The sequence below is a fragment of the Paraburkholderia translucens genome (assembly GCF_020881035.1).
Lineage (GTDB): Bacteria > Pseudomonadota > Gammaproteobacteria > Burkholderiales > Burkholderiaceae > Paraburkholderia > Paraburkholderia translucens.
This window is the reverse complement of sequence record NZ_JAJITC010000017.1, coordinates 64,339-86,169: the sequence shown is the minus strand read 5'-3', so window position 1 is coordinate 86,169 and position 21,831 is coordinate 64,339. Positions and strand designations below refer to the sequence as shown.

19 protein-coding genes and 2 pseudogenes are annotated in these 21,831 nt (G+C 64.3%); 6 read left to right on the top strand and 15 right to left on the bottom strand.

Features of this window, described 5'->3' with window-relative positions; translation table 11 throughout:
• Nucleotides 1–57 precede the first annotated feature (57 nt).
• Both LJ655_RS25550 and LJ655_RS25545 read left to right on the top strand, forming a co-directional pair.
• Entirely contained in the window at nt 58–2,421 is a 2,364-nt protein-coding gene (locus LJ655_RS25550; RefSeq protein ID WP_230563967.1) for a UvrD-helicase domain-containing protein, read from the top strand.
• On the top strand, nt 2,418–3,236 hold the full coding sequence (locus LJ655_RS25545) for a 5'-methylthioadenosine/adenosylhomocysteine nucleosidase (protein WP_230563966.1): 819 nt from the start codon (nt 2,418–2,420) through the stop codon (nt 3,234–3,236). Before LJ655_RS25550 ends, LJ655_RS25545 begins: the two co-directional genes overlap by 4 nt.
• Here the strand turns inward: LJ655_RS25545 and LJ655_RS25540 are convergent.
• The gene (locus tag LJ655_RS25540) at nt 3,233–5,137 is read right to left on the bottom strand and encodes a propionate--CoA ligase (RefSeq protein ID WP_230563965.1); all 1,905 of its coding nucleotides are present in this window, start codon (nt 5,135–5,137) and stop codon (nt 3,233–3,235) included. The two genes, LJ655_RS25545 and LJ655_RS25540, sit on opposite strands and share 4 nt — an antisense overlap.
• A 460-nt stretch (nt 5,138–5,597) precedes the next feature.
• Between LJ655_RS25540 and LJ655_RS25535 the strand changes: the two genes are divergently transcribed.
• Nucleotides 5,598–5,840: a hypothetical protein gene (locus tag LJ655_RS25535; RefSeq protein ID WP_230563964.1), complete on the top strand. Its 243-nt coding sequence runs from the start codon at nt 5,598–5,600 to the stop codon at nt 5,838–5,840.
• A gap of 386 nt (nt 5,841–6,226) precedes the next feature.
• Here the strand turns inward: LJ655_RS25535 and LJ655_RS25530 are convergent.
• The 7 genes and pseudogenes from LJ655_RS25530 to LJ655_RS25500 all read right to left on the bottom strand — a co-directional run.
• Nucleotides 6,227–6,478 (bottom strand): annotated as a pseudogene (locus tag LJ655_RS25530) (immunity 52 family protein); the annotation flags it as partial.
• Nucleotides 6,479–6,495: 17 nt separating this feature from the next.
• Nucleotides 6,496–6,723, bottom strand: a pseudogene (locus LJ655_RS25525) (hypothetical protein); the annotation flags it as partial.
• A 33-nt stretch (nt 6,724–6,756) separates the two neighbouring features.
• Nucleotides 6,757–7,203: a hypothetical protein gene (locus LJ655_RS25520; RefSeq protein WP_230563963.1), complete on the bottom strand. Its 447-nt coding sequence runs from the start codon at nt 7,201–7,203 to the stop codon at nt 6,757–6,759.
• On the bottom strand, nt 7,178–7,891 hold the full coding sequence (locus tag LJ655_RS25515) for a M35 family metalloendopeptidase (RefSeq protein ID WP_230563962.1): 714 nt from the start codon (nt 7,889–7,891) through the stop codon (nt 7,178–7,180). Before LJ655_RS25515 ends, LJ655_RS25520 begins: the two co-directional genes overlap by 26 nt.
• 44 nt (nt 7,892–7,935) lie before the next feature.
• On the bottom strand, nt 7,936–8,346 hold the full coding sequence (locus LJ655_RS25510; protein WP_230563961.1) for a hypothetical protein: 411 nt from the start codon (nt 8,344–8,346) through the stop codon (nt 7,936–7,938).
• A gap of 205 nt (nt 8,347–8,551) precedes the next feature.
• Nucleotides 8,552–8,746, bottom strand: coding sequence for a hypothetical protein (locus tag LJ655_RS25505; RefSeq protein WP_230563960.1), 195 nt, complete (start codon nt 8,744–8,746; stop codon nt 8,552–8,554).
• 539 nt (nt 8,747–9,285) lie between these two features.
• The gene (locus LJ655_RS25500; protein ID WP_230563959.1) at nt 9,286–10,551 is read right to left on the bottom strand and encodes an MFS transporter; all 1,266 of its coding nucleotides are present in this window, start codon (nt 10,549–10,551) and stop codon (nt 9,286–9,288) included.
• Between the two features lie 437 nt (nt 10,552–10,988).
• Here LJ655_RS25500 and LJ655_RS25495 point away from each other — a divergent pair, with 437 nt between their 5' ends.
• On the top strand, nt 10,989–12,590 hold the full coding sequence (locus LJ655_RS25495; RefSeq protein ID WP_230564004.1) for a methyl-accepting chemotaxis protein: 1,602 nt from the start codon (nt 10,989–10,991) through the stop codon (nt 12,588–12,590).
• Nucleotides 12,591–12,610: 20 nt separating this feature from the next.
• Here LJ655_RS25495 and LJ655_RS25490 read toward each other — a convergent pair whose 3' ends face one another.
• The 4 genes from LJ655_RS25490 to LJ655_RS25475 are packed head-to-tail and all read right to left on the bottom strand — an operon-like array spanning nt 12,611 to nt 17,522.
• Complete coding sequence (locus tag LJ655_RS25490; protein WP_230563958.1) at nt 12,611–13,492, bottom strand: efflux RND transporter periplasmic adaptor subunit; 882 nt, start codon at nt 13,490–13,492, stop codon at nt 12,611–12,613.
• Between the two features lie 13 nt (nt 13,493–13,505).
• Nucleotides 13,506–13,706: a DUF1656 domain-containing protein gene (locus LJ655_RS25485; protein WP_230563957.1), complete on the bottom strand. Its 201-nt coding sequence runs from the start codon at nt 13,704–13,706 to the stop codon at nt 13,506–13,508.
• Nucleotides 13,696–15,915 (bottom strand): FUSC family protein, encoded by a 2,220-nt coding sequence (locus LJ655_RS25480; RefSeq protein ID WP_230563956.1) that lies wholly within the window; start codon nt 15,913–15,915, stop codon nt 13,696–13,698. Before LJ655_RS25480 ends, LJ655_RS25485 begins: the two co-directional genes overlap by 11 nt.
• Nucleotides 15,916–15,923: 8 nt before the next feature.
• On the bottom strand, nt 15,924–17,522 hold the full coding sequence (locus LJ655_RS25475; protein WP_230563955.1) for an efflux transporter outer membrane subunit: 1,599 nt from the start codon (nt 17,520–17,522) through the stop codon (nt 15,924–15,926).
• Nucleotides 17,523–17,677: 155 nt separating this feature from the next.
• Here LJ655_RS25475 and LJ655_RS25470 point away from each other — a divergent pair, with 155 nt between their 5' ends.
• The gene (locus LJ655_RS25470; RefSeq protein WP_230563954.1) at nt 17,678–18,616 is read left to right on the top strand and encodes a LysR family transcriptional regulator; all 939 of its coding nucleotides are present in this window, start codon (nt 17,678–17,680) and stop codon (nt 18,614–18,616) included.
• A gap of 198 nt (nt 18,617–18,814) precedes the next feature.
• Nucleotides 18,815–18,967 (top strand): hypothetical protein, encoded by a 153-nt coding sequence (locus LJ655_RS25465; protein WP_230563953.1) that lies wholly within the window; start codon nt 18,815–18,817, stop codon nt 18,965–18,967.
• A 35-nt stretch (nt 18,968–19,002) separates the two neighbouring features.
• Here LJ655_RS25465 and LJ655_RS25460 read toward each other — a convergent pair whose 3' ends face one another.
• The 3 genes from LJ655_RS25460 to LJ655_RS25450 are packed head-to-tail and all read right to left on the bottom strand — an operon-like array spanning nt 19,003 to nt 21,824.
• A complete protein-coding gene (locus tag LJ655_RS25460; RefSeq protein WP_230563952.1) occupies nt 19,003–19,809 on the bottom strand; it encodes a metallophosphoesterase in 807 nt (268 codons plus the stop codon).
• Between the two features lie 52 nt (nt 19,810–19,861).
• Nucleotides 19,862–21,280: an FAD-binding oxidoreductase gene (locus LJ655_RS25455; RefSeq protein WP_230563951.1), complete on the bottom strand. Its 1,419-nt coding sequence runs from the start codon at nt 21,278–21,280 to the stop codon at nt 19,862–19,864.
• Nucleotides 21,281–21,329: 49 nt separating this feature from the next.
• Nucleotides 21,330–21,824 (bottom strand): DUF2069 domain-containing protein, encoded by a 495-nt coding sequence (locus LJ655_RS25450; RefSeq protein WP_425605838.1) that lies wholly within the window; start codon nt 21,822–21,824, stop codon nt 21,330–21,332.
• Nucleotides 21,825–21,831: the final 7 nt, after the last annotated feature.

Here is a 21,831-nt window from a genome sequence, read left to right as displayed (position 1 = left end):
CCGGCGCTGCCCCTGCCGCGGCATATAATGTCCCCCGAACCGCGCCTCCGCAAAAAAATGCCCGATCTCCTCTCCAATCTGAATCCCGAACAACACGCCGCCGTCACTCTCCCGAATGAGCCCGCGCTGATTCTGGCCGGCGCCGGCAGCGGCAAAACCCGCGTCCTGATCACCCGCATCGCGTGGCTGATCCAGCAAGGCCTCGCGTCCCCGGCGACCATCCTCGCCGTCACCTTCACGAACAAAGCCGCCCGCGAAATGATGGCGCGCCTCTCGGCGCTCTTGCCGATCGACACGCGCGGCATGTGGATCGGCACGTTCCACGGTCTGTGCAACCGTATGCTGCGCGCGCATCACCGCGACGCCGGGCTGCCCGCCACGTTCCAGATTCTCGACACGGCGGACCAGCTCTCGGCGATCAAGCGCCTGATGAAGGGCCTCAACATCGACGACGAAAAGTACCCGGCGAAAAATCTCCAGTACTTCATCAACAACGCGAAAGAGCAGGGCCTGCGCCCCAAAGACGTCGATGCCACCGACAACTTCAACCGCAAGTTCGTCGAGCTCTACGAAGCGTATGACCAGCAATGCCAGCGCGAAGGCGTGGTCGACTTCCCCGAGCTGCTGCTGCGCTGTTACGAACTGCTCGCGCACAATCCGCCGCTGCGCGCGCATTACCAGGCGCGCTTCAGGCACATCCTCGTCGACGAGTTTCAGGACACCAACAAGCTGCAATACGCGTGGCTCAAGCTACTCGCGGGCCAGCACAACGCGATCTTCGCGGTCGGCGACGACGACCAGTCGATCTACGCGTTTCGCGGCGCGAACGTCGGCAACATGCGCGACTTCGAGCACGAGTTCAAGGTGCGCAATCTGATCAAGCTCGAACAGAACTATCGCTCGCACGGCCATATTCTCGATGCCGCCAATCAGCTGATCGCGAACAACTCGCGGCGCCTCGGCAAGAATCTGCGCACCGACGCGGGCCACGGCGAGCCGGTACGCGTCTACGAGTCGGCGACCGATTCGCAGGAGGCCGGCTGGATCGTCGAAGAGATTCGCGCACTGATCAACACCGGCCTGTCGCGCAGCGAAATCGCGGTGCTCTACCGCAGCAACGCGCAGTCGCGCACGATCGAGCACACGCTCGTCAACGCGGGCATCGCGTATCGCGTGTATGGCGGCTTGCGCTTTTTCGAGCGTCAGGAAGTCAAGCACGCGCTCGCGTATCTGCGCCTGATCGACAATCCGAACGACGACACCGCGTTCGCGCGCGTCGTCAATTTCCCGACCCGCGGCATCGGCGCGCGCTCGCTCGAACAACTCGCCGACGCGGCGCGCCTGTACAACTGCTCGATGGCCGCGGCGATCCCGTACGTCGCGGGCAAGGCGGGCTCGAGCCTCGCCGCGTTCGCGAACCTGATCGGCAAGATGCGCGCCGACACGCAGCAGATGAGCCTGCCCGAAACCGTCGAGTACGTAGTCCGCGCGAGCACGCTCGCCGACTTCTATCAGAGCGAGCGCGAAGGCCAGGAGCGGCTCGAAAACCTGCAGGAACTCGTCAACGCGGCCGCCGCGTTCGTCAGCGAGGAAGGCTACGGGCTCGATACGCCCGCGCGCTCGATCCCGCTGCGCCCCGGTGCGAGCGCCGCGCCCGAGCTCGCGGTCGCCACCGACGATCCGGGCACCGTGGTGCTCGACGCACCGGGCATCGCCGATCCGGCGCAAAACCCCGACACCATGACGCCGCTCGCGGGCTTCCTGTCGCACGCGTCGCTCGAAGCGGGCGACAACCAGGCGCAGGCCGGCCAGGAAGCGGTGCAGCTCATGACAGTGCATGCCGCAAAGGGGCTCGAATTCACCGCGGTATTCATCACCGGTCTGGAAGAAGGGCTGTTCCCGCACGAGAACAGCGCGATGGAGGCCGACGGCCTCGAAGAAGAGCGGCGCCTGATGTACGTCGCGATCACGCGTGCGAAGGAGCGGCTGTACCTGTCGTTCGCACAGAGCCGGATGCTGCACGGCCAGACCCGCTACAACATCCGCTCGCGCTTTTTCGACGAATTGCCGCAGGAGACCCTCAAGTGGCTCACGCCGAAGGTCGAGGCGGGTTCGCGCTGGGGCGGCCGCTCGGACAACGCCGGCTACGGGCGCGACTGGTTCGCGCGCCCGGGCTACGGCGGGGGTGCAGCGGCGACGGCGTCAGTGGCATCCGCGCCGGCGCCCGCTTTCGCGAACGAGCAGCGCGCGGCCGAAACGGGCTTTCGCGTCGGCCAGCAGGTGTTCCACACGAAGTTTGGCGAAGGCACGATCACCGCGCTCGAAGGCAGCGGCACCGACGCGAAGGCGCAGGTGCGTTTCAAGCGGCATGGCGAGAAGTGGCTCGCGCTGGCGGTGGCCAAACTGCAGGCGGTCGAATGAGCGCGCCCTTGAACATGAACCACGGCGCGCAACGGCCGCTCGGCATTCTGGCCGCGTTGCCGCAGGAGCTCGGCGACCTGATCGAAGCGATGCGCGCCGAGTCGGGCGTGCGCACGCTCACGCACGGCCAGCGTGAATATCATCTCGGCATCGTGCACGGCACGCCGTGCGTCGTCACGCTCGCGCGGGTCGGCAAAGTCGCGGCGGCGGCGACGGCCAGCGCGCTGATTCACGAGTTCGGGGTCGGCGCCATCGTATTCACCGGCGTCGCGGGCGGGGTCGGGGCCGACGTGCATATCGGCGATATCGTCGTCGCGAGCACGCTGATGCAGCACGATATCGACGCGTCACCGTTGTTTCCGCGCTTCGAGGTGCCGTTGCTCGGCATCTCACGCTTCGCCGCCGATGCCGCGCTCGCCGAGCGTCTCGCCGCCGCGTGCGAGCGATTCGTCGCCGAGGAAGGTGCGGCCTGCGCGCTGCGTTTCGGCACACGCGAGCCGCGCGTGCATCGCGGCCTGATCGTCAGCGGCGATCAGTTCGTCGCGAGCGCGGCGGCCGTCGCGGCGCTGCGCGAGGCGCTGCCTGAGGCGCTCGCGGTCGAGATGGAAGGTGCGGCGATCGCGCAGGTCTGCTACGAGTACGGCCTGCCGTGCGCTGTCGTGCGCACGATCTCCGATACCGCCGACGAGCACGCGCCGGGATCGTTCATGTCGTTCCTCATCGAAATCGCGGGCACCTACTCGAATGCAATCCTCGCGCGCTTTCTCGGCGCGCAGGACGTCGCGGGCCGGGCGCCCGCTGCTTCGCCCGTTTAATTCTGCCCGCCGTCGCCGAGCGCGTCGCGTACCAGTTGCAGCGCGGCCGGGTCTTCGATCGTCGGCAGATCGCCCGGATCGCGCCCTTCGGCGAGCGCCGCGATCGCGCGGCGCAACAGCTTGCCGGAGCGCGTCTTCGGCAGCATCGAGACCATCACCACGCGCGCGGGCCGCGCAATCGAGCCGAAATTGCGGTCGACCGTCATCGCCAGTTCAGCGGCGAGCCGCGCGCGCTCGCTCGGGTCGCCTTCGCCTTGCGCGCCGCGCAACACGACGAAGGCCATCGCCACCTGACCCTTGACCGGATCCGTCACGCCGACCACCGCGACTTCCGCGACGGCCGCGTGACTCGACAACGCCTCCTCGATCTCACGCGTGCCGAGGCGATGGCCCGCGACGTTGATCACGTCGTCGGTGCGGCCGAGGATCGTCACGTAGCCGTCCTCGTCCTGCACCCCCCAATCGAACGTCGAATAGACCTGGTGGTTCGGCACGCTCGACCAGTAGGTGTCGACAAAGCGCTTGTCGTCGCGCCACACCGTCGACATGCAGCCCGGCGGAAGCGGGTAGTCGAGGGTCAGCACACCTTTCTCGCCGACCGCGCAGGGCTCGCCGGTCAGCTCGTTGCGCACGGTCAGGCTATAGCCGACCGAGGGCACGCCCGGCGAGCCGAGCTTGGTCGGAAGCGCCTCGATGCCGCGCGGAATCGCAAGCATCGGCCAGCCGCTTTCGGTCTGCCAGTAGTTGTCGATCACCGGCTTGTTCAGCGCGCGCGTGATCCACGCCGCGGTCGGTTCGTCGAGTGGCTCGCCGGCGAGAAACAGCGTGCGCAGGCTCGATAGATCGGCGGCCTTCATCAGCGCGGGATCCTGCTTTTTCAGCACGCGCAGCGCGGTCGGCGCGGCGAACATCAGGTTGATCTTGTGCTGCTCGACGAGGCGCCACCAGATGCCGCCGTCCGGACGGATCGGCGTGCCTTCGTACATCACGGTAGTCAGCCCCGCGATCAGCGGCGCGTACACGATGTAGCTGTGGCCGACTACCCAGCCGATGTCGGACGCGGTGAACATCGTGTCGCCGGCTTTGCCCTCGAAGATGTATTCCATCGATACCGCGAGCGCGACCGCATAGCCGCCGACATCGCGCTGCACGCCCTTCGGCTTGCCGGTCGTGCCCGAGGTGTACAGCACGTATGACGGCTCGTTCGATTCGAGCCATTCGCACGGGACGTGGACATCGAAGAACTGTTCGCGCAGCGGCTCGTAGGCGACGAGGTAGGGCGCGTTCAGCCGCGCGGGCGCGAGCTGCCGGTCGATCAGCAGCACGTGCGGCGTCTTGTGCCTGGCGCGCGCGAGCGCTTCGTCGACGAGCGGGGTGTAGTCGACCACCTTGCCGCCGCGCGCGCCGGCGTCGGCGGTCACGATCAGCATCGGCTTCGCGTCCTCGATGCGCGCGGCGAGGTTCGGCGCCGCGAAGCCGCCGAACACGACCGAGTGGATCGCGCCGAGCCGCGCGCAGGCGAGCATCGCGAACAGTGCCTCGGGGATCATCGGCAGATAGATCAGCACGACGTCGCCGCGCTTCACGCCGAGCGAGCGCATCACCGCGGCCATGCGGTTGATTTCGCCGTGCAGCTCGGCGTACGTGTAGTGCCGTTCGATGCCGGTTTCAGTCGATACGTAGATCAGCGCGTTTTGCTGTGCGCGCTCGGCCAGATGCCGGTCGACCGCGTTATGACAGAGGTTGGTGCGACCGCCGACGAACCAGCGCGCGAACGGCGGCTTCGAGCGGTCGAGCACGGTGCCGAACGGCGTGTGCCAGTGAATGCGGCGGGCTTCTTCGCGCCAGAAGGCTTCGGGGTTGTCGATCGAGCGGCGGTGCAAATCGCGGTAGCGGGTCATCGGCGGCGATCCTCGTGCGGCGGGAGTGTTCGCACTAGCATAGCCACGGGCAGGTGGGTGGGCAAGCGGCTACACCGCAAGGGCGAAGGACCGCAGAAAAAAGTCGTTGTTCTTCATTTTCATCCGTCGCCCATTTCCCATTTCTTTCGTGCCAGATAAGGTGGAGGCAGCCGACGTAACACGTCGCTTTCCGCAAAATGTTGAGGTTTGTATGTTCGATCGATACGCTTCGGAGCGAGGTAGTCCCCATGTTCCAGCCTGCGTCAGATCTCAGGTATTCCTGAGCTTTGGCGGCCGCTTTCTGACCATGAGCGGCCCGATTTCCGGAATCGTGGCAAGCATGCGGGTAGCGCGGGTTGTATCAACCTGCATGCTGGGACTGAGACTTTCGTTCGCGATCTGAAGGAGGCGGCTGCGCCGTCGCCAGATTGCTACATTCCATTAACGGTCATGTACTGACATGCGGAAGCCCAGCATCGCTCCTTTTCTCGCCGGTGAGGTTTCATTTGCTCTTGTCGTGGCGGTGGCTGCGTTCAACGTGATCAACCTGAACGAAGCATATGGAAATGGCGAGCCCTATTACTCACGCACGACGAATATGGATAAGTGGAGCGATCCTTTGCCGGTGCTGGTTGTTGTCGACGGTGTTGCGGTTATCGTAATTGCGGTGGGGTTCCTTCTTTGGAGACGTAGGCGGGTTTAGGGGCGAGGGTGGTGTTCTTTTCGGTGTTGGCCTTTCCTTGCTGGCCTGGTCGGTCGATTAGCGTCATACGGGAAAACCCGTATTCTTTGCAACCCTTATGAGATAAGGCTTCCAGCCGATGACCCCGCTACAGTGCTCATTGAAATATGCTCCGGGGGGGCAGGGGGAAATCGCGGGAGCTTTGCGGAAAACCGCATGGTACAGGCTCCCGCACCGGCTGGCCGGCAACGTGCAGGCCTGTTGTCTCGCCAGACTGGTGCTCCTTCCGGCGCAGTACGTCTGCATCTGACGCTCGAATGAAAAACCCCGCCGAGGCGAGCCATCAACGAGGTAGCACAGTCTTACCTGATTGCCTTGCTTGTCGGCATCACGCGGTACGCACAAGATCAAAGATCAACGAATCGCGGCAACAGGTCCTGGTCCGCCAGCCGAATTTCAATCTCATTCGCCGCCTTGAGATGCTCCCGATTACTCACGGCAAAGACTTCTTCCGTGACGCTGACGATGATCGTGCCTTGCTGCTTGCCATCGCGCGAGACAGGAATCAGAGCGCGTGCTTCGGGCACCTCGGTCGACGTGAGAACGTGCGGCAAGTAGAGCATCCAGTTTACGCCGGGGCGGTTGTCGAATACTTGCCTTTTTCCTGCACGGCATCAGGGGAGCGTCCGCGACAGTTGCACGCCCATGCGTAACCGAGGGCTTCGGCCATCTCGTAACCGGTTGGATACGACTTCAGCGTGTCGAACGGAAACCATTCGCCGGTTTCGGCGTTCAGCGCCATTGCGGAAGGCATTGGCGGGAAGTTTGAGTAGATTGAATAGGTGATACGGCTAAGGTCGCACTCTTCCTTGTCCACAGTTTCATCCTGTTTCCGTTGTTCCATCTGACCTCTTTTGTTCTTTCAGAACATGTTTAATCATTGACCGTCGCAACAATTATTCGGACAGCCTGGATTCAGATTGATCTGGACAGACCGGGCTTGCTCCCCGTTCATCTTGGCTTCTTCCGCGGAATTAACGTAATCGTTGACATCAATAGGTGCCTTGGTAAGCCCAAACTCGACAGTAAACGACTTCACGGCTGCGGCTCTAGTCGCAGCCAATTTCGACGCATTTGTTTCGTCTGGCGCGGCGCGTCCCCCGATGGTCATCCATTGGTGAATTGGATATCTCTTTTTCATGTCAATGGCCCATAGTGCCAAATCCACGACTTCCTTTGACGGAACGATCGCCGAGTTCTTTTCGAACAATATGACCTTGACTTCAGCAGGACGATTAGCCGACGACTCACAAGCCTGCGTAGATATCGCCATGAAAGAAGAAATCAATAATACCCACTTAAGCCCTGTGTGCTTCTTCGCCATAGCTCACATACAGCGCAATGCTGTCCGCGTTAATGATTGCAAGGTCTGGATTCGCAGCAGCCCAGATTTTCATATATGAATTGAAACCATACATTTTGTCCAAACTGCCAAACGTATCTACGAAATGCGTTGCCTCATGAATCAGGCTTCCCAACTTGGATTCCCCAAACATGTCGGTAGCGGGAAGCGTGCAGAATTTCGGGTTGACGCAGATTGTATGGGTAGCAACGTCGGGCGCACAAACTCGCGCGATCTCTTCGGAAGCGGCATTTGTTCGTGGAACACATCCGAGCGTAGCATCAAGTTCAGGCGACGCACGACGGATGTTTTTCGGTTGAAGACCTGCTATAACGCGTTTCAACTTTGGCAAGGCTGTTTGTAGCACGTCACGCGCTGTGAGATCGCTTCTACCAAACCAATCTTTCGTTCGCGCCTGAGCATTTGCGTCCCATGAATTCAGTTCGCCGATTCTCCGCTCAATCAGCTTCACAGCTATATCTCGAAGTGCCATCACTTCTTTTCGAAATTCGGCATTCGTCATGTTTTGGCATATGGGTCTAGTATCAATTGTCACATAGACCATTGATCCAGGATTCGTGTTCGTCACTGCGCCGGAATGTACCTCAAACCATTCTTCATTTTCGTCAGTCTTGAAGCCGTAGCTATTCTTGTTAGAAAATCCATTCATCGTCTGTTTTCCCCGTAATAACCTGACTTATTTGGCCTCCGCCCCTATGACGTAACGACTTCGACAGAGAGTTGCTTTGAGTCAACTGTCGAAATACGCTGCGTGCGTCCGTGAGAATCAGTTACACCTTTCGCGAGAACGCTCGAACCGACGCGCACCCGGTAACGCACTCCAGGCAGTCGCTTGCCCGCGCGGCCTATCAGCGTGAACTGTTCGTCGTAGCGCTTAGGGGCGCGCTCGCGGCAATTGCACGCCCATGCGTAGCCCAAGGCCTCGGCCATTCGGTACCCGGTTGAATACGACCGAAGCCTGTCAAACGGAAACCATTCGCCGGTTTCGGCGTTCAGTGCTTTTGCGGATGGCATTGGCGGGAACCTGGAGTAGATTGAATAGGTGATACGGCAAAGGTCGCACTCTTCCTTGTCCACAGTTTCATTCTGTTTCCGTTGTTCCATCTGACCTCTTCTGTTCTTTCAGAACACACCCGGCGAATTAGCCATGTAAGGCACGACACGGTCAACGACATTAAATTGAGATAAAACTGTCCCGACAGATTTTCACAATTGCTCTACCTATCTCAATTTATGAGGCATTTTTCTACTGTCATCGCCCGAAAAAAAAGCGGCATTGAGCCGCTTTCCCGTAAGTGATCGACGCCAGTTAGTGCTGTGTCCATGAAGCGTCCATCGCCGCCAGCTTTGCGTTCACGCCTTGCGCAGCGTCAGCGAGAAGGGCTGCCGCGTTCTCCGGTGTCAACTGGCGGTTCGGAAGCCCCTTCGCGTCGAGCGCAAGCACCGTGAACAGTTCCTGATCGCATCGATTGCTCTGCTGGTAGTTCTGGCCGACCTGGATCATGAGTTACGGCAGGTTCCGGTGTTCGTGTCTTTCCTCGACCGTCACGGGAGGACTCCTGAACATCGAGGTCGCAAGTGTAATCAACTGTTGCAGTCGCTGGCTCTGCCGATCGCAGAGATGGAAGGCGGCAAGCGCGAGCCGTTCATACTGGAGAGCGTCTACAGGGGGGCGTCAGGAACTTTGGTTCTTGTTTGAATTGGTCATTCGCGATCCTGAATATCGAAAAGGATCGCCCGGACACATATGGAAGTGGTGAGCGGGCACGATGACAGGGTTGGCAGACCGGCGCTACAACCAAAACCGGCAGACCTCGAAGGGTCTCCCTGCCAAGGCCCGCCCATGGAAAGGACGTGCAATCGCGATTATTGGGACTGTGCGCTATCGGAAGCACCCGAAGGAGAGGCCGTTAGCATCACAGCTGCGAGAACGATCAGGGCCAATGCGATGCGTAACATGATCGACTCCCCCAGAGAAAGTGGGCGCACTATGGCAGCAAAGGCCAACACCGTATGAGCACAGCCCGACCCCCGCGCCCCGCATCAACGGTTAGCCCGCTTCCCCTCAACATCCGGCAACAGCACAGTCAGCACCCCGATCAACGGCAGGAACGAGCAAACCTTATAAACAAACGCAATACTCGTCGCATCAGCGAGTTGCCCAAGCACGGCGGCCCCCACACCCCCAAGCCCAAACGCAAAGCCGAAAAACAACCCCGCCACCATCCCAACCTTCCCAGGAATCAACTCCTGCGCATAAACCAGAATCGCCGAGAACGCCGAAGCGAGCACCACCCCGATCACAATGGTCAGCACCCCAGTCCAGAAAAGATTCGCATACGGCAACAGCAGCGTAAACGGCGCGACACCCAGAATCGACACCCAGATCACATACTTGCGCCCGATCCTGTCGCCGATCGGTCCGCCGATCACCGTACCCGCCGCGACCGCCGCGAGGAATACGAACAGATGGATCTGCGCGGCCTGCACCGACAGGTGGAACCTGTCGATCAGATAGAACGTGAAGTAGCTGTTGATGCTCGCAAGGTAGAAGTACTTGGAGAACACCAGCAGCACCAGCACGCCCATCGCCAGCATGATCCTGTTACGCGACAGCGTCGCGTGCGCAACCTGGCCGCGCGCCTTCCTGACCGACGGATGACGCTTGTACCAGCGGCCGATCTGCGTGAGCACGACGATCGCGACGAGCGCCGCCGCCGAGAACCACGCGATGCTGCGCTGGCCATGCGGAATCACGATCAGCGCGGCGAGCAGCGGCCCGAGCGACGAACCGGCATTGCCGCCGACCTGGAACAGCGACTGCGCAAGGCCATGACGTCCGCCCGACGCCATCCGCGCGACCCGCGACGACTCCGGATGGAACACCGACGACCCGCAGCCGACCAGCGCCGCAGCGACGAGGAGGACCCCGAAATTCGGCGCGACCGACATCAGCAGCAGGCCGGCGAGCGTGAAGCCCATGCCGACGGGCAGCGAGTACGGCTTCGGATGCTTGTCGGTATAGCTGCCGACGAGCGGCTGCAGCAGCGAGGCGGTGATCTGGTAGGTCAGGGTGATCAGACCGATCTGCCCGAACGACAGCGAGAAATTGTCCTTGAACATCGGGTAGATAGCGAGGATCAGCGACTGGATCATGTCGTTGAGCAGGTGCGAAAAGCTGATCGCACCGAGCACGGAATACACGGTGCGCTGAACCTTGGCGGCCGCCGGCGCGGCAGCGGCCGGAGACGCGCTCGCCCCCGTGGCGGATGCGCCGGCGAGGGCGCTTTTATCGAGGCTCGTTTCCATACGCTAGAAGAAAAAGATCGGGCAGAAGGTGAGAGGAAAATTGGGGCGCTGAGCCGGTGCGCGCAGCGCGCGTGGCAGGCGCGTTTCGCGAAGCTCCGCGGCCTTTCGTCGCGTTTACCGGCGTTTTGAACATTAAGCCGAAGTTTATGTGGCCGGAGTGAATTGGAAGGACAAGTTTTGTCGCGAATCGGACATGGGGGCGGATGACTTCATCGGCTAGGCTTTTTGGCGGTTTTTGTCTCCGGTATAAAGCGTTCGCGATTGCGTGCCTCAGGAAGCGGCGCGTCGAACGGGGACCAGGAACGGCAAGTGCAGCACGACCCGCCGCCTGCTCGAACGCGATTCAAGATCGCGCAGCGGGCTGCCGTAGACCCGGAAAGACAAGCGATCTTGCCGGGACCGACCTTTCCGGCGCGTCGACACGTGGGACGGGGATGATGAAAGCAGTGGCACATGATGCAGCGGAAACGAAACTCAACGGCCTGTCGGTCAAGGCAACACTGCGGATCGCCTTCGCGGTTCTGCTCGCCGGTACGCTGCTGATCGGCGTGTTCTCGCTGCTACAGATCGGCCGGCTGAACGCGTCGGCGCAATCGATCTTCGACCAGGGCCACGTCGCGAGCCGCGCCGCCGAGGAGGCGCGCGGCCACATGCTGCGCGCGAGCCGCGCGCAAAAGATGCTGCTCACCGCGACCACCGCGAAGGAGCGCGACGAACTGAGCGCCGACATCGAGCGCGGCCTCGCTGGTCTTGACGAGCAATTGCGCACGCTGCATCAGTACGTCGATACGTCGGACGCGAAGGCGGTCGGCGAACAGAAGGCGTTCGCCACCGCGGTCGCGACGTGGAGCGCCCATTTGCGCGACTTCGTCACGCTCGTGAAGGCGCAACCGCTCGATCTGTCGCAGATGAACTGGCAGGTCGGCACTCAGGACGTGTCGCTGTTCGTCGAAACCGGCAAGCTCGAAAAGCTCGTCGACCAACTCGTCGCGCAGCGCGGCATCGCCGCGAAGGCGACCATCGACGCGTCGGGCTTCATCTACCACTCGTCGTTCGTGATGATCGCGGTGATGACGCTCGCGCTGATCGCGCTCGCGTTCGGCATCGCCGCTTGGGTCGTGCGGCGGCTCACCGCGCAACTCGGTGGCGAGCCCGCGTATGCGAAGGAGATCGCGCGCCGCATCGCCGCGGGCGATCTGTCGAACCGCATCGCTCTCGGCGGCAAGGACCGCTCGAGCGTGCTGTTTGCGCTGTCCGAGATGCAAAGCGGGCTCGCGACGACGGTTGCCGACATCGCGTCGAGCGCTGATGCGATCGCGACCGCCTCCGGGCAGATTTCGATGGGCAACCTCGACCTGTCGCAGCGCACCGAGCAGCAGGCGCTCGCGCTCGAACGCACGGCGAGCAGCATGGAGCAACTGACGTCGACGGTGCGTCAGAACGCCGACAACGCGAAGCAGGCGAGCACGCTCGCGAACAACGCGTCGGAGATTGCCGAGCAGGGTGGCGCGGTCGTGAGCCGCGTGGTCGCGACGATGAGCGACATCAACGACAGCGCTCGCAGCATCGGCGACATCATCGGGGTGATCGAGGGGATCGCGTTTCAGACCAACATCCTCGCGTTGAACGCGGCCGTCGAGGCGGCGCGCGCGGGCGAGGAGGGGCGTGGCTTTTCGGTGGTCGCGGCGGAAGTGCGCAATCTCGCGCAGCGCAGCGCGGCGGCCGCGAAGGAGATCAAGGGCTTGATCCAGACTTCGGTCGAGCGCGTCGCCAACGGCTCGACGCTCGCCGCGGATGCTGGTCAGACGATGGACGAAGTCGTGAAGGCCGTGAAGCGCGTGACCGACATCATGGGCGAGATTTCGGCGGCGTCATCCGAGCAGAGCGCCGGCATCGAGGCGATCAATCTTGCGGTCACGCAGATGGACGCCGGCACGCAGCAGAACGCCGCGCTGGTGGAGCAGGCCACCGCCGCGGCTCGCTCGCTCGACGACCAGGCGCGCGGGCTGAAGGCGATGGTGCGGCAGTTCAGGCTATAGGACGCAGCCCGAGACGGGCGTCAGCTCGCCTTGGCTGACCCAGACACGGGCCGCACGATCACCGTGCAGGTCGTGCCGGCAGCCAGCATCACGTCGGCGGGCACCGAGTCGATCTTCACGCGCACCGGCACGCGCTGCGCGAGGCGCACCCAGTTGAAGGTCGGATTCACGTCCGCGAGCAGTTCGTGGCTCTGCGGATTGTCACGGTCGTAGATGCCGCGCGAGATGCTTTCCACGTGGCCCTGCAGCGTGCCGCCGCTCATCAGCCGCACTTCGGCCTGATCGCCGACGCGCACGTGCGGCAGCTTGGTTTCCTCGAAATAGCCGTACACCCAGAACGAGTGGCTGTCGACGATCGCGAGCTTGGCGGCGCCGGCGCTCGCATAGTCGCCGCGGAACACCGAGAGGTTCGTCACGTAGCCGTCGACCGGCGACACGACGCGCGTGCGCTGCAGGTTCAGCTTAGCGGCGTCGAGCGCGGCGAGCGCCTGCTGATAGGCTGCATCGGCGGCGGACGCGGTATGCGTCGCGTTCTCGCGGCTTTCCTTCGACACCACTTGCGAATCCATATCGGCACGCCGTTGCGCGTCGTCGCGCTTCATCTGCAATTCGGCCTTGCGCGCGGCGACCGCAGCCTGCGCCTGCTCGACCGCGATCTGATAGTGCGACGGATCGATCTGCATGAGCAGATCGCCCTTCTTCACGAACTGGTTGTCCTTGACAGGCAGATCGACGATCGCGCCCGACACGTCCGGCGCGACGTTGACGATCTCGGCGCGCACGCGGCCGTCGCGGGTCCACGGCTCATCCATGTAATGAACCCACAGGACGCGGCCAATCAGGATCGCGACGATGAAAATGACGGCTGTCGCGATGAAGCCCACAAGATTTCGGATGATCATGTTTCGACTCTGGTCAACGATAAACGGCGAGGCCGAGAAGGCCGCACACGGACACGAGCAAGCTGGCCCGGAACAGGGAGGGGTGCCATACCACGCGGTACAGGCCGGTATAGGCGATCACGCGATCGATGAGCCAGGTAAGCGCGGCGCCCGCGATGAACAGCAGCAGAATGGCCGGCACATAGGCATCGAGCACGGCGATATCACGCGGCATGAGGAACTCCTTCTTCTTCTGACGCGCCCGCGCGCGCGCCGATCGCCGAGGCGAGCGGCGACTGCGGATCGAGCAGCGCGGTACGGATGAAATGCAGTTGACTGAGGATGCGCAGCAGCTGGTGGCGCTCTTCGCGCGAGGGCGTGAAGCCGGCCATCATCTGCTGCACTTCGGTCAGCGCGTCCGTGGTCGCCGCGAGCGCGCGCGCGAAGTGCTGTTCCTGCGGCCGCTCGAACAGCGCCGCGAGCGCGCCGAACAACGCGCGCAGCGCGACGCGCCACGCGGCCGTTTTCTGATAGCGCGGCACGTCGGGCAGCGTCGCCACTTCGCGGCGCAGGTCGATCACCGCGTTGCCGACTTCGAGCACCGAAAAGAGCCAGCGCAGCGTGTCGCGCTTCGTTTCAGGCTCGTTCGGCGCCAGCGCGTTGATCTGGAACATCAGATCGCGCGCGCCGCTCTCGAAGCGCGAGCGCACGCGCCCCAGACCCGCACGAGCCGCCAGCACCACCTGGCGGCGCAGGTCGACGAGCAGGCGGTTGCGCAGCCACGGCGTCGAGGGCGGCAGCAGCACCGCGAACGCCATCGACGACACCAGCATCGACAGCACCAGCGCGAGCGCGTCGTTCATGAACGCGCTCGGGTCGTAGTGGATGACGTTGTCGGGGCCGGCGAGAAAGCAGAAGAAGATGCAATAGCCGATTCCGTAGCCCGCAAGCTTCGCACGCGTGGTCATGAACACGCCGAGCAGCAGGAACGGCGTGAGCGCGACGCACAGCATCGCGAAGCCGTCGATGTGCGGATACACGCCGAACACCGCGATCATGCCCATCAGTGTGGCGAGCAGCGTGCCGCCGGCCATCTGGAACGCGGTGCGCTTCGGATCCGGCGACGACGACGCGAGCGCGCACACGGCCGCCGCGTCCAGCGTCATCGTCGCGCCGCTCGGCCAGGCGGTCGCGATCCAGAACGCGCCGAGCAGCATCATCACGATAGCCGCGCGCAGGCCCGCGACGCCGGCCGCGATCGCGTTGGTCTTCGGCTCGTAGCGCTCGATCGAGCGCTCGCGCGCGTGCGTGTCGACCGCGAGCGACGCGTAGGTCGCCGCATACGCATGCAGGTCGTCGATGAAGCGATACAGCAGTTCCGCGGCCGTGTCGAAATCGAGCAGCGGCGCGTCGGGGTGGGTTTCGAGCTCGCCGCGCGTCGCGCGCACGCGTCCCGGCAACTCGGCCTTGTACACGTCGAGCTGCGCGGCCGCGTGCGCGGCGTCGGCCGCGCTCAGCACCGGCTCGCCCGACTTCGCGAGCAGCGGCGCGATCTCCTTGAAGTACGGTTCGAGCGCGGCGATCGCGATCGCCGCGCCGTGCGTGCCGTTCTCGCGCAGACGGTTCATCAACTGATGCAGTGCATGAAAACGCGTCGACGCGGTCATGAACTCGCTGTTCAGACGCGCGAGACGGCCGCCGCGCATCCGCGTAGCGGGACCCTCGAACACGGCGACGCTGCGCGCGGCCTCGAAACCGACGATGTCGGCGACGAAACGCGCATTGGTCGCCTCGATCTGCGCGCGATCGTTGCGTCCTGCAAGCGACGCCGACACGTACTCGACGAAGGCCGAGAAACGCGCGCGCACGGTGCTGCGCATCTGCAGGCCGGCGAATTGCGGAAACACGAGGCCGCTGACCGCGCCCGCGCAGATGATGCCGATCACGACTTCCGCGACCCGCGTAAGCGCGCTCAGGAACGCGCCGTCCGGATGTTGCGCCGCTGGAATGCCGATCAGCGCGGCCGTATAGCCGGCCAGCACGAAGCCGTACGAACGGAAATTGCGATTGCGCGCGGCGCCCGCGGTGCAGATGCCGACCCAGATCGCGGTCGAGATGATGAACAGCTCCGGCTGCTGCGCGAACAGGCCGATCAGCGCGAGCATCACGATGAGGCCGACCAGCGTGCCGCAGATCCGGTAGAAGCTCTTCGCGAACACCGCGCCGCTTTGCGGCTGCATCACGATGAACACGGTGGTGAGCGCGGTGCGCGGCTGCGGCAGATCGAGCTTCATCGCGACGCCGAGTGCGAGGAAGCACGCCGCAAGCACCTTGAACAGGTAGATCCACACGAGGCCGTCGGTGCGCGCCCAGTGGGCCGCGGCGTCGCAGAGCGCGGCGATCGAGGCGGGGCGCGCGGTGGACCGGGAGGACGAAGCGGACATGACTTTCCTTACTCGGCCGCCGGCGCGTTCGGGGCGGGCGAGGCGCTGATGGCGGCGACGGTGCCGGAGTTCGCGTTCGCCTCCGCCTTCGCCGCATCGCCAGGCGCCGCACCGTTCCTGCCCTTGCCATGCGCCGGCAACGTTTCGTTGGCTTGCGGGCCGTTGGCGGGATCATCGAGTCCGCCGCCGAGCGCCGTCATCAGCGACGCATGCGCGCCGAGGCGCTCGGCCTGCACCTTCGCGACGACTTCCTGCGCGCGCAGCAACTGGTTTTGCGCGACCAGCACGTTCAGATAGTCGGTCAAGCCGCGCCGGTAGCCTTCGCGCGACAGCTCGAAGTTCTTGCGCGCGGCGGCGACCGAGCGATCGGCGTCGTCGGCCTGGGTGCTCAGCGAACGAATGCGGATCACCTGGTCGGAGATGTCCTTGAGCGCACCTACGATCGACTGGTTGTAGCGCTCGACCGCCTCGTCGTAGCCCGCCGACGCCGCGCCGAGCTGCGAGCGCAGCCGACCGCCGTCGAAGATCGGCAGCGTCAGCGCCGGACCCACGCTCCAGCTATGCGATGGATTCTTCAGGAACTGGAACAGCGGCCCCATCGCCGCATAGCCGCCGATCGAGGCGAGCAGGTTGATATCCGGGTAGAACCCGGCCTTCGCGACGTCGATGCCGCGCGCCTGCGCGGCGACGGTCCAGCGCGCCGCGACCACGTCCGGGCGGTGGCCGATCAACTCGGCGGGCAGCGCGGCCGGCAGACCGGCCGGTGCGGCGAGCGACAGCGTCGGGCGCCGGATCGCGTCGCCGGCGCCCGGACCCTTGCCCGCGAGCGCGGCCAACTGGTTGCGGCCGAGCGCGATCTTTTCCTCGATGGCGTCGATCTGGCGCTCGTACTCGGGCAGCGGCGTTTCGGCCTGGCTCACTTCGAGCTGCGTGCCGATGCCGCCCTTCAGGCGCCGGTTCGAGAGATCGACGATCTGCTGCTGTTGCTGCAGCGTGGCCTTCGCGATGTCGAGCAACGCGTAGTTCATCGACATCTCGATATAGGTGCGCACGACGTTCGCCTGCAGTTCGAGCTGCGCGGCGCGGGCATCCGCGGCGCTCGCGTGCGCGAGGTCGAGCGCGCGCTCGGCGGCGTTCCTGTCCTTGCCCCAGAAATCGAGGTGGTACGCGAGGCCGAGCGTGCCGGTGTTGTTCCACGACTGCTCGCCCGCGAGCGGACCGGGACCATAGAACACGTTGTCGGGCCACTGCTTGCGCTCGATCGACAGGCTGCCGTTGACTTGCGGCGCAAGCGCCGCGCGCGCGACGCCGGCCATCGACGCCGCCTCGCGCACGCGCGCCTGCGCGACTGCGAGACTCGGATTGCCGGCCTGCGCATCGGCGATCCACTGGTTCAGCTGCGGATCGTCATAGGCGCGCCACCAGTCGGCGGCGGGCCATTGCGCATCGGCGTTGGCGGCGCGGATCGCGTTGCCCGCGTCGAGCGACGAAGGATTGATCGTCCGCGATTGCGGTGCGACGCCTCCGGTACTTGCGCATCCGGCCATTGTTAATAGGATCGTAAGAACCGCGGCTGCGGCGATCCCCTTGGGTACCGGAGACTGCACGATTTCCTCCAAATTTGACTATAGACGCTGGTGCGCAATTATATTTTTCGATCGATTGGGGAATAACTGGTAAAGATGTAAGGCATTTTTGCGATACATGAGATAATCGCCATTGCTGATCGTGTAACAATCGCTGCCGATTTCTAGGGATAGGTATGGATACGCTTCAAAACATGCGCGTCTTCGTCCGCGTCGTCGAAGCAGGCAGCTTCACGGGCGCCGCGCAACATCTGAATACGACGACGGCCTATGCGTCGCGCGCGGTTTCCGATCTGGAAGCGCATCTGCGCACCCGGCTCCTGAACCGGACCACGCGCCGCATCGCGTTGACCGAGGCTGGGGAGCGCTATCTGCAGCGCTGCGAGCAGATACTCGCGTACGTGGATCAGGCGGAGGCCGAGGCGAGCGACGCGCACGCGCGTCCGTCCGGCAAGCTCAAGGTCCACGCGATGACGAGTTTCGGGCAGCACTATGTGGTGCCGGCCGTGGGCCGATATCAGCAGCGCTACCCGGACGTCCATATCGAATTGACGCTCGCGCAGCGCATGCCCGATCTGCTCGACGAAGGCTTCGACGTGTCGCTGACGCTTGCGACCGGCCTGTCGGATTCGGGGCTCGTATCGCAGCGCATCGGCAGCGCGTTCAGCATTGCGTGCGCGTCGCCGGCCTACCTCGAGCGGCACGGCGTGCCGCAAACGCCCGCGGATCTCGCGCAGCACACCTGCCTGCAGATGGTCACGCCGGTGTATCCGCCGGACAAATGGACCTTCGAAGGCCCGCGCGGCGAGGAGACGGTGCCGCTCGGCTCGGCGAGCTTCAAGGTGAACGTCGCCGAGGCGATGGCCGTGGCCGTCTCGGAGGGCATGGGCGTGGCGCTGATTCCGATTTACTCGGCGATCAGCGGTTTGCGCAGCGGCGAACTGGTGTGGCTGCTGCCCGAGTACACATCGCAGCAGATGAATCTGTATGCGCTGTATCCGTCGCGGCAGTATCTGGATGCGAAGATCCGCACGTGGGTCGAATTCCTGCGCGACGAGTTGCCTTCCACGCTGGCGGCGGATCAGGCGGAGTTGCGGCAGTTCGCGCGGACGTGAGCGCGCGCTCGCCATGTCTTGACGTCCGGTTGGCGCGTGGCGCGACAGCCGGTTACACACGCCACGCGTCGCAACATTTCTTTACTTCTCGCGCGCAGTCGATTTGCTAACGTGTCGCTCACGCGCCGCCGCTCTGAGCCGGGCGCGCTGGATTCGCCGCCGTTCGGCACCTCGCAACCCCTGAAGGACGACACATCCATGGATACGCACCTGATGATCGGCATGGCCGTCATGTTTGGACTGATCGGCGCCGCGGCGTCGCGCGACCTGCTGCGCCGCCTGCGCGAACAGCAGCCGCAACTCGTGCCGGTCAAGGTCGAGTCAAAGGATTTGCCGCGGCGCGAGCGGTGAGAAGCGCCAGCGGGTCGATGCCACGCAGGCGCCCGCTAGATCTCGACAACCTTGTCCCACTCAAATTGCGGATTTTCCCACTGGCGCGCGCGCCGGTCGAAATAGCCGCGCGGATTGCACACGACGCGCGTGCCGTTCACCTCGTAGTCGAACGACGTATGCGTGTGGCCATGAATCCATAACGCAACCGGCGCGCGCACGAGTTCCGGCAGATGATTGACGAAGCCCGCCGACACGCGGTCCTCGGCATAGCGCCCGGCCAGACTCAGCCGATGCGGCGCGTGATGCGTGACAACGATGGTGTGGCCGGCAAACGGCCTGGCAAGCTCGCTTTCGAGCCATGCGCGCGCATGCCGGTGCAGCGAGAGCGAATCGGCGGGTGTGAAGTCGCGCGCGGCGTCGTGCGGGTCGTGCGGCCAGGTCATCTGGATCAGCCCCCGGTAATCGAGCATGACGCGGCGCGCGGCATCGATCGATTCCTCGATTGCCTCGGGTGTCGCGCCGTACAGCGCGAAATCGGTCCACAACGTCGTGCCGAGCACGCGCCAGCGGCCTTGCGGATCGACGAGCGTCGCGTTGTTCAGGACGTGCACGTTGTCGACCTGCGCGGCCGCGTCGAGCATGGCGCTCTCCAGCGCGCCGAACTCTCCGTCGTAGTACTCGTGATTGCCCGGGACGTAGACGACCGGCACCGCGTCGTCGAAGGCCTGCGCGGCCCAGCGGGGGCCGGCCGCATGATTGTGAATGTCGCCGGCCAGCACGACCAGATCCGCCGACGCGTGAGGGATCAGTTCGGGCTCATCGTTTTCCAGATGCAGATCGGACAGCACGCGAATTTTCACGGACGCGACTCCTGAGAAACGCCTGCGCGCCGGCGCGCGCAGGCTTCAGAATTTAGCGTAGCACCTTGCCGGGGTTCATCAGGTTCAGCGGATCGAGCGCCTTTTTGATCGCGCGCATCAAGCGCACTTCGACGTCCTGTTTGTAGTGCGCGGCTTCGTCGACCTTCAGTTGGCCCAGCCCGTGTTCCGCGCTGATGCTGCCGCGATGCGCGTTCGCGCTGTCGTAGACGATCCGGTTGATGGAGCTTTGGTACTGCCGCAAGAACGCCTGCGCATCGACGCCCTCGGGCGCCTGCACGTTGTAGTGCAGATTGCCGTCGCCGAGATGGCCGAACGTGACCATGCGCGCACCCGGCGCGGCTTGCGCGATCGCGGCGTCGGTCGTCTCGATGAAGTGGCCGATGCGTGAGATCGGCACCGCGACGTCGTGCTTGATGTTCAGCCCTTCCTCGGCCTGCGCGAGCGGAATGTGCTCGCGCAGATTCCAGAACGCGCGCGACTGCGCGAGGTTCTCCGCGACCACGGCGTCTTCCACGAGGCCCTGCTCGAGCGCGGTTTCCATCAGCCCCTCGAACAACGTGCGCGCGTGCTGTTCGCTTTCGCTGTCCGACAGTTCGAGCAGCACGACCTGCGCATGCGGCTCGGCGAACGGGTAGCGCATCTGTTCGAAATGCCGGACGACGAGGCGCAGGCAAAAATCCGACATCAGCTCGAAGCCCGTCAGGAGCGGGCCGGCTACGCGTTGCGCGAGCGCCAGAAAATCGAGCGCCGCATGCGGCGACGCGAGCGCGGCCAGCGCGGTGACGCGCGCGGCCGGCTGCGGATGCAGCTTCAGCACCGCCGCTGTGATCAGGCCGAGCGTGCCTTCCGCGCCAATGAACAGGTCGCGCAGATCGTAGCCGGTGTTGTCCTTGCGCAGCCCGCGCAGGCCGTCCCACAGCTCGCCTTGCGGCGTCACCACTTCGAGGCCGAGGCATAGCTCGCGCGCGTTGCCGTAGCGCAGTACGCCGGTGCCGCCCGCGTTGGTCGACAGATTGCCGCCGATCGTGCAGCTGCCTTCGGCCGCGAGGCTCAGCGCAAACAGCCGGCCGGCCGCTTCGGCGTGCTTCTGCACGTCGGCGAGGATCACGCCCGCTTCGACGGTGATCGTGTTGTTGTGCGGATCGATCTCGCGTACGCGATTCAGGCGGCGCAGGCTGATGACCGCCTGCGCGCCGCTCGCATCGGGCGTGGCGCCGCCCGCGAGTCCGGTGTTGCCGCCCTGCGGCACCAGCGCGACGCGATGCTTGACCGCGAGCTTGACGAGGGCGGCGGCTTCGGCCGACGTGGCCGGGCACAGCACCGCACAGGCCGCGCCGGTGTAGCGGCGGCGCCAGTCGGTCAGATAAGGCGCGGTGTCGTGCGGGTCGGTCAGTACGTGGGCCGCGCCGATGGCGTCACGGCAGGCGGCGAGGAAAGCGGATTGGGTCATGAGGAGCGGTTGACGGTGTAAGGACGTGCAGCGTCGTGAGGCGTGGGCGTCAGGCGGGCGGGGGCGGTTCGCTCGAGGTCTGTTTTGCGGCCCGTTTTGCGGCCAGTCTGGCCGCACGCTTGAACGGCCCGACATACGCGAGCGTACAGGCAAAGAAGATCACGGCAAGCGCCGCTTGCAGCCAGGCGAGCCGCGCGCTCGAGCCGTGATCGCTCCAGCCGCGTACGACGCCTTCGGCGAAATACAGCAGGATCAGCATCGACGCCCATTGCATCGTATAAAGCCGGCGTCGCCATACGCCCGGCAACGCGGAGAGTAGCGGCAAGGCCTTCAGCACGAGCAGCGAGCCGCCGGGCCGCAACGGCGCGAGCCACCATTCCCATGCGACGGCCAGCACGATCATCGCGACGAGCGTGAAAGCGGCGACGAGCGCGGCGGCGGTTTTGGGGTGCACGGGCGCGACGGTGGCGAAGGCCGATGCGCCCGCGTGCTTCGCTGGACTCGCTGCATTGCGTTCGGTCGATGGGCGGTCCGGCTCGTTCACGGCTTTG

Excerpts from the sequence above, each read along its gene's own strand:
- LJ655_RS25550 (WP_230563967.1), top strand. The coding sequence starts at position 58 with ATGCCCGATCTCCTCTCCAATCTGAATCCCGAACAACACGCCGCCGTC.
- LJ655_RS25545 (WP_230563966.1), top strand. The coding sequence starts at position 2,418 with ATGAGCGCGCCCTTGAACATGAACCACGGCGCGCAACGGCCGCTCGGC.
- LJ655_RS25540 (WP_230563965.1), bottom strand. The coding sequence starts at position 5,137 with ATGACCCGCTACCGCGATTTGCACCGCCGCTCGATCGACAACCCCGAA.
- LJ655_RS25535 (WP_230563964.1), top strand. The coding sequence starts at position 5,598 with ATGCGGAAGCCCAGCATCGCTCCTTTTCTCGCCGGTGAGGTTTCATTT.
- LJ655_RS25520 (WP_230563963.1), bottom strand. The coding sequence starts at position 7,203 with ATGGCGAAGAAGCACACAGGGCTTAAGTGGGTATTATTGATTTCTTCT.
- LJ655_RS25515 (WP_230563962.1), bottom strand. The coding sequence starts at position 7,891 with ATGAATGGATTTTCTAACAAGAATAGCTACGGCTTCAAGACTGACGAA.
- LJ655_RS25510 (WP_230563961.1), bottom strand. The coding sequence starts at position 8,346 with ATGGAACAACGGAAACAGAATGAAACTGTGGACAAGGAAGAGTGCGAC.
- LJ655_RS25505 (WP_230563960.1), bottom strand. The coding sequence starts at position 8,746 with ATGATCCAGGTCGGCCAGAACTACCAGCAGAGCAATCGATGCGATCAG.
- LJ655_RS25500 (WP_230563959.1), bottom strand. The coding sequence starts at position 10,551 with ATGGAAACGAGCCTCGATAAAAGCGCCCTCGCCGGCGCATCCGCCACG.
- LJ655_RS25495 (WP_230564004.1), top strand. The coding sequence starts at position 10,989 with ATGAAAGCAGTGGCACATGATGCAGCGGAAACGAAACTCAACGGCCTG.
- LJ655_RS25490 (WP_230563958.1), bottom strand. The coding sequence starts at position 13,492 with ATGATCATCCGAAATCTTGTGGGCTTCATCGCGACAGCCGTCATTTTC.
- LJ655_RS25485 (WP_230563957.1), bottom strand. The coding sequence starts at position 13,706 with ATGCCGCGTGATATCGCCGTGCTCGATGCCTATGTGCCGGCCATTCTG.
- LJ655_RS25480 (WP_230563956.1), bottom strand. The coding sequence starts at position 15,915 with ATGTCCGCTTCGTCCTCCCGGTCCACCGCGCGCCCCGCCTCGATCGCC.
- LJ655_RS25470 (WP_230563954.1), top strand. The coding sequence starts at position 17,678 with ATGGATACGCTTCAAAACATGCGCGTCTTCGTCCGCGTCGTCGAAGCA.
- LJ655_RS25465 (WP_230563953.1), top strand. The coding sequence starts at position 18,815 with ATGGATACGCACCTGATGATCGGCATGGCCGTCATGTTTGGACTGATC.
- LJ655_RS25455 (WP_230563951.1), bottom strand. The coding sequence starts at position 21,280 with ATGACCCAATCCGCTTTCCTCGCCGCCTGCCGTGACGCCATCGGCGCG.